Source organism: Mesorhizobium sp. M7A.F.Ca.CA.004.06.1.1 (genome assembly GCF_003999135.1).
Classification (GTDB): Bacteria; Pseudomonadota; Alphaproteobacteria; order Rhizobiales; family Rhizobiaceae; genus Mesorhizobium.
In genome coordinates this window covers 1-6,118 of the sequence record NZ_RZPQ01000341.1, presented here as the reverse complement: position 1 = coordinate 6,118, position 6,118 = coordinate 1, and the positions used below count along the sequence as shown (strand labels likewise).

Sequence of the window (6,118 nt, the reverse complement as noted above, 5' to 3'; positions counted from 1 at the left end):
GGATACTTTCCTGCAGGATGTACTGCCAGATATCGAGTTCGGTCCAGTTCGACAGCGGAAAGACGCGGATCGATTCACCCGATGCGATGCGGGTGTTGAATATCTTCCACATTTCGGGGCGCTGGTTCTTCGGATCCCACACATGCTGGGCGTTGCGGAAGGAAAAGATGCGCTCCTTGGCGCGCGATTTCTCCTCGTCGCGACGAGCGCCGCCAAAGGCCGCATCGAAACCGTATTTGTCGAGCGCCTGGCGCAGCGCCACGGTCTTCATGACATGGGTGTGGGTGTTCGAACCATGGTCGAAGGGATTGATGTTGTCGCGCACGCCGTCTTCATTGACATGAACCAGGAGATCGAAGCCGAGTTTCTGCGCCATCTGATCGCGAAAGGCGATCATCTCGCGGAACTTCCACGTCGTGTCGACGTGAAGAAAGGGGAACGGCGGCTTGGCGGGATAAAACGCCTTCATCGCCAGATGCATCAACACGGATGAATCCTTGCCAACCGAATAGAGCATGACCGGCTTGGCAAAAGCGGCCGCAACCTCACGGAATATATGGATGGACTCGGCTTCAAGCCGTTGAAGATGCGTAAGCGCTGTTGTCATGGGCCGTGGGCGTTCTTTCGTATCTTCCAACAGAAGACCTTGCCTCAAATCATCGAGCTCTTCGCACCCGGTTCGAGCCTTGTTTCTGGACAATCTTCTCGTGCCGGCGTTCTAGCAGATCGCCATTATCAAGAACAATGCTGTACTGACCCGGCCGCACATGGTTCGAGAATGAATTTTCCACAGATGCCGGCAAATCCGGAAATTCCTGCCTGCAAGCTCAACGGCCCAGAAAACGCGGGGAAAATATTGCTTGAATGGATCAGCTGCGGCTTTCAAGGGACTTCCTCTGGTCGGCCCGCGCCTGCCGCCGCTTTTCGGTGGCAATCTGCCCTATACACTATCGAAAATGGGGGGCAGCCGCTATACCAGCCTCGGGAAGTGGGCAAGTGCATCATGGGCAATTTCGAGGCGAGCGTATTCAACTTCGCTAAACAAGATCCGCCGCATGAAACTTGCCGAAGACAGCGAGCCCGAAAATTGACCCGGCTTTCACCCCTGAGACAGCAATTCACGCCTTCGCGGATCAACAACTACTTCTCCGTCCTTTGCTTCTTTTTTCCACCGGTACTGGGATCGGTGGTCAGCTTTGTATTCGCTGGCGGAGGCCTTTCGTCAGCCCTGCTGATTGCTTTACGGAAAAGGCGCTTCAACGCCGACCGGCCCATGATCTGGTTGACGGTCGCGATCTATGCCTACTGCGCCTCCAATCTCCTGGCTTCCATCGTCAACAATTCGTTCGCCCGTGATGCGCCACATCTTATCCCGCTCGTCACCTTCCTGTTTTTTCCCGTGTCCTATTCGACCTGGAGCATCACGCAGAAAACCACGCTTACCCGCATCATCGTGCTTTCCAGCATGGCCGCCTGTTTTGCCGCGCTGCTCATGGCCGTCATCCAGCAATATTGGATTGGCGTCAGGGCCGAGGGGGGAGCCGGAAATCCGATCGTCTTCGCAACCGTGGTGTGCCTTGCCGTGGTGATGTGTGTGGCTGGCGCCTTGTCCGGTGTTGAGCAAGCCCGGACCCCACTCTTCTACGCGGCACTGGCCGGGACGATCGCCGTCATCTATTCCGGCTCGCGTATCGTCTGGCTGGCACTGCTGATCGCCGGCATCGCCGTCATGCTGATCAACCGGCACAGGCTCAGAGGCAGGAATGCCGTTCGCCTGCTGCTGCTGCTGGCAGCGGTCGGCGTCGTGATCGCCGCTTCCAGCTTCCAGGCGATATCCGGGCGGGTCGACTTTTTGCGCTCCGATTGGGGTGCGCTTGGGGCTGGCGGCAATTACGACACCTCGTTGGGAATACGTGTTGCGCTTTGGGAGATCGGCCTCAAAGCATTCCATGACATGCCACTGTTCGGGCACGGTGTGGGTGCAACCCAGCATCTGATCAAGCAGGGCTTTCATGAGCAGTTCGCGATGGACACAGGCTTCAACCATTTTCACAACGGCTTCCTGACCGCCTTGGTGCAAGCGGGAATTCTGGGTGCCGTGACGCTGGCGGCGATCTTTATCGTTGCCGCCGGAAATGCCGCCCGGGTCTTGCGAAACAGCAACGATCCGAGCGAGCGGTTCGGCGCGACCATGATTGTTGTCGTGGTGATCACCTATCTGACGGCCGGAATGACAGGCATCCTGATCGGCCATGACATTCTGGACTCGGTGCTGATGGTCTTCATGGTGAGCGGAACATATCTCGCCTCCGGACGCCATGTTCCTTTGTTGGAAGAGCAGGCACTTGCACCAGTGATGGAAGAGCGAGCACTTCCATCAGTCACCAGAGAGCTGTTTCGGGTAAGGCCATGAAGGTTCTGGTCACGGGCGCGACAGGTTTCATCGGGCGCCTTGTCGTGCGCCACCTTCGCGAAGCCGGTGCCGAGCTTCGCCTCGCCTCCCGCCATCCCGAGAGGCTTGGTTCGGAGAACGAGACTGTGCCGATGCCCGGCTTCGATGCGCCGGCCGCCGCCTTCCTGGAACTGACCCGGCATATTACTGACGTCGTCCATTGCGCCGGCCTCAACAATGATCAGGGAAATGCAACCGAAGCCGATTACCAGGCGGCCAATGTGGAACTGAGCGCAAGGCTGGCGCATGCCGCGGCCGCCCAGATAAGCGGACGTTTCATCCATCTCTCCTCGATCCGAGCGGTGATCGGCGCGCATGTCAGCGCAACGATCGACGAGGACACGCTTCCTGCCCCACAATGCGCCTATGGACGCTCGAAGCGCGAAGGCGAGATCAAGGTTTTGGACGCCTACGCGTTACACGGCCGCTCGGACGCCGCCGTGTTGCGCCTGCCTCCGGTTTATGGAAGCGGCATGAGGGGGAATCTGGCAACGCTGATGCGCCTTGCCGATACGCCGCTGCCGCTGCCGACGGGTGCCTTGACCGGAATCCGCTCGCTGATGTCTTCCGAGGCCGCGGTGCGAGCAGTGTCGCACCTGCTCAGCCATTCCGGACCGCTTCGCCCGATCTATGTCGGCGCCGATGTGCCGCCGGTCGCCGCCGAGGCCATCATCGCCGCCTTTCGCAGAGGTTTGGGGCGGCCTGTGCGCCTGATGGCTGTGCCGGCCGGTCTGATACGGCCGGTCGTGGCCGCGCTCGGCAGGCGGGCGTTCTGGGACAGCCTGACCGCGACACAGATATGCGACCCCGCCCTGCTGGTATCGCAGGGGTGGACGCCTGAAGCCGGCACGCTCGAGCGGCTGGTCGAGCTGGCGCGGCTCGGTAGATCCTGACTTTCTTGCTTGACCATGATCTTTTCCAAAAACCGGCTTCCACTTTTTGGGATCATGGTCTGCGGTAGAGCGTTCCAAACAGGATCCGAAGGTCGAGCCAGAACGACGCAGTGCGGAGGTAGGCAGCATCCGTTTCGGCCAAAAGCTCCGGGTTCGACATGTCGATGCCCCTGATCTGGGCCAGGCCGGTTATGCCCGGCAGCGCCGCCAAAACCCCCAGCCGCCTGCGACACTCGATCAACTCGGTTTGGGTCGGCAGGCAGGGGCGCGGCCCGACCAGGCTCATTTCGCCCTTCAGGACATTCCAGAATTGCGGCAGCTCGTCGAGCTTGAACTTCCGTAGGACCTTCCCGACCGATGTCACGGAATCCGCCGGCGCCTCATGCGAGGGTAGTGACGGCGTCCCGACATACATGGTGCGCAACTTGTGGCAGCGAAAAAGCCGACCGTCACGGCCGACCCGCACCTGTGAAAAAATAGCCGGGCCCGGCGACGATGCTCGAACGGCAAGGACGGTGAGCGCCAAGACAGGAGATGTCGCCACCAGCAGCAGAGCCGCACCGGCAATATCGAAGATTTGCTTGGCTGCCTTCATGAACGGCCGATAGTGCTCCCTGCCGAAGTCCCGAGGCAACGCCGCAGGCCAATGCCGTCAATCCGGTCGACGTAGCATGAGCCGATCTCTTGACCAAGCGCGCCACGCAGCCGTCGCAATGTTCAGATGCGCCCCAGGATGAAGGCGAGATAGAGCCCAATGTTTCCGGAAACGGTCTGCCGATAGACGCCGCTTTGGCGCAAGCCTGCCAAGCGGCGGGAAAGGCCACCGTTGCGCCCGCGGATGAAAAGGTCGAGGCACGCCGTCGCGTCCTCGGTCAGGAGATCGCGATTGACGGCGAGACCGTCGAGGTTGAGGTCCGTCCAGCCGGCGAATTCCCCCTTGAACAGGCGGCCAAGCCGGGAGAACCTTGCTTTCCAGGACACGTTGGCGCCGACCAGGTTCGCCGCGTGCTGCCGGTAGCGCACCAGCGGCTGCGGATCGTAGCGGACGATGCCGCCGGCGGCGGTCACGATGAGATAGGCCCACCAGTCATGGCTGACGAACCCGGTCCGCGTGGAGGCCCTGGCCAGCAGGTCGCGTGCCGCGGCGTTGAGCAGGATTGTGTTGCCGCCGGCGATGCTTTGCACAAGCGCGTTGCGAAAGGATGGCGGCCGGGCAAACAGCGGCGAATGGCCGACAAGGCTTCCTGTTTCCGTCATGGTTGCGGTTCGCGAACAAAACATCAGCGGGGTTTTCGCATCTTGGGTCCGCATCCAGCTGATAGCGCTCTCCAGCCTGTCGGGCTCCCAGATATCGTCCTGGTCGCAGAAGGCATAGCAGTCCGCCTCGATGCGTCGGTCGACGATCATGGAGCGGAAATTGGCGGCGAAGCCTTGCCGCGGCCCCTCTACCAGCGTCATCCGCCCCTTGGGCCGCCAGCGGGATTTCCATGTCTCGATGATGGCGGTCGTGCCATCGGTGGAGCCATCGTCTGAAATCCACAAGTCGACCAGAGGGTGCGACTGCTCGAGCAGGGACTGCAGCTGCTCCTCGATGAAGGCGGCGCCGTCTTTCGTGCCCATCAGGACCGCGATGCGCAGATCATCTTTGCTCACGAGCAAGATCGCTTTCTGAATTCTGAACCGGGCCTAGCTCGCCTGCCCCGCCGTTTTCGGGATCGCGTCTTGACGTGCACTTGCCCTGGCCTTCTTGGCGCGGTCGAGACCTGCCAATGCGGCGAGCGCGGCAGCCTTGTCCTGATTTTTCGCCGACTGCTGCAGGGCCGAGAGCGCGACCTGGACATCCGACCATTCCACGACGTCCGTGCTGAGACCGAAAACCTTCGAGATGCCGAGTTCGACGAGTTCCTCGTCTTCGCCATGCAGCGTTTCGTGAAGTTTTTCGCCCGGCCTGATGCCCGTGAACCGGATCGCGATGTCCTTGTATGGGCTCTTTCCGGACAAGCGGATCATCGTTTCGGCCACTTCAAGGATCGGCACCGGCTTGCCCATGTCGAGCATATAGACGGCATAATCGTCTCCGCTCTGCCGCGACCCGGCATCGGCCGCCGACATGATGACGAGATCGACGGCTTCGGCCACGGTCATGAAATAGCGCGTCATGCGCCGGTCGGTGATGGTGACGGGCCCCCCAGCCTCGATCTGCGCCTGGAATATGGTCGCCACCGAACCATTGCTGCCGAAGACATTGCCGAACCGCACTGCAATGAACTTGGTGGCCGGGAGGCGCCCGCCCGTCTCGCCTGCCGGCGTGCCGTGCAAGGCACTGATGATCTGTTCGGCGGCCCGCTTCGTCATGCCAAGCACCGATGAGGGATCCACCGCCTTGTCGCTCGATATCAGGACAAATTGCGCAACCCCGCACTTGGCGGCAACCTCGGCGCAGACGAGCGTTCCGAAAATGTTGGTTTGAATGGCCGAATCCCAGTTCTCCTCGAGCAGCGGCACGTGCTTGAGCGCCGCGGCGTGAAAGATGATGTCCGGCCGGAATTCCGTGACGACACGCATTATCTGGCGCCGGTCGGAGACATCGACGATGCGGACCTTGAGTCGGTCATGGTCCTTCTCGTCAACATACTGGCTCAGCTGGAAGATGCCGAACTCGGAGTTGTCGGCGACCAGCACCGCCTCGGCTCCCAGTTCCAGCGACCGCTTGACCAGCGTCTGGCCGATAGAACCGGCGCCAGATAATGCGTGTCGTCACGGAATTCCGGCC

5 protein-coding genes and 1 pseudogene are annotated in these 6,118 nt (G+C 60.9%); 2 read left to right on the top strand and 4 right to left on the bottom strand.

The features are described from left to right. Nucleotides 1–607: sulfate adenylyltransferase subunit CysD (gene cysD, locus EN906_RS19765; RefSeq protein ID WP_164777248.1), on the bottom strand; the 607-nt coding region annotated here is incomplete at its 3' end. Nucleotides 608–1,087: 480 nt separating this feature from the next. On the opposite strand from cysD, the gene EN906_RS19760 reads away from it, so the two are divergent. Further along, the gene (locus tag EN906_RS19760; protein ID WP_127270015.1) at nucleotides 1,088–2,413 is read left to right on the top strand and encodes an O-antigen ligase; all 1,326 of its coding nucleotides are present in this window, start codon (nucleotides 1,088–1,090) and stop codon (nucleotides 2,411–2,413) included. After that, a complete protein-coding gene (locus EN906_RS19755; protein ID WP_127270009.1) occupies nucleotides 2,410–3,345 on the top strand; it encodes an NAD-dependent epimerase/dehydratase family protein in 936 nt (311 codons plus the stop codon). The genes EN906_RS19760 and EN906_RS19755 overlap by 4 nt, the downstream gene beginning before the upstream one ends. Before the next feature lie 52 nt (nucleotides 3,346–3,397). Here EN906_RS19755 and EN906_RS19750 read toward each other — a convergent pair whose 3' ends face one another. From EN906_RS19750 to EN906_RS19740, 3 genes and pseudogenes are all read right to left on the bottom strand, one after another. Further along, nucleotides 3,398–3,940 carry a sugar transferase gene (locus EN906_RS19750; RefSeq protein ID WP_127271926.1) on the bottom strand — a complete coding sequence of 181 codons (543 nt, stop codon included), beginning with the start codon at nucleotides 3,938–3,940 and terminating at the stop codon, nucleotides 3,398–3,400. A gap of 122 nt (nucleotides 3,941–4,062) precedes the next feature. Beyond that, nucleotides 4,063–4,998: a glycosyltransferase family 2 protein gene (locus EN906_RS19745; RefSeq protein WP_127272219.1), complete on the bottom strand. Its 936-nt coding sequence runs from the start codon at nucleotides 4,996–4,998 to the stop codon at nucleotides 4,063–4,065. Between the two features lie 33 nt (nucleotides 4,999–5,031). Beyond that, a pseudogene (locus tag EN906_RS19740) lies at nucleotides 5,032–6,087 on the bottom strand (SDR family NAD(P)-dependent oxidoreductase); the annotation flags it as partial. Nucleotides 6,088–6,118 lie beyond the last annotated feature (31 nt).

Excerpts from the sequence above, each read along its gene's own strand:
- EN906_RS19755 (WP_127270009.1), top strand. The coding sequence starts at position 2,410 with ATGAAGGTTCTGGTCACGGGCGCGACAGGTTTCATCGGGCGCCTTGTC.
- EN906_RS19750 (WP_127271926.1), bottom strand. The coding sequence starts at position 3,940 with ATGAAGGCAGCCAAGCAAATCTTCGATATTGCCGGTGCGGCTCTGCTG.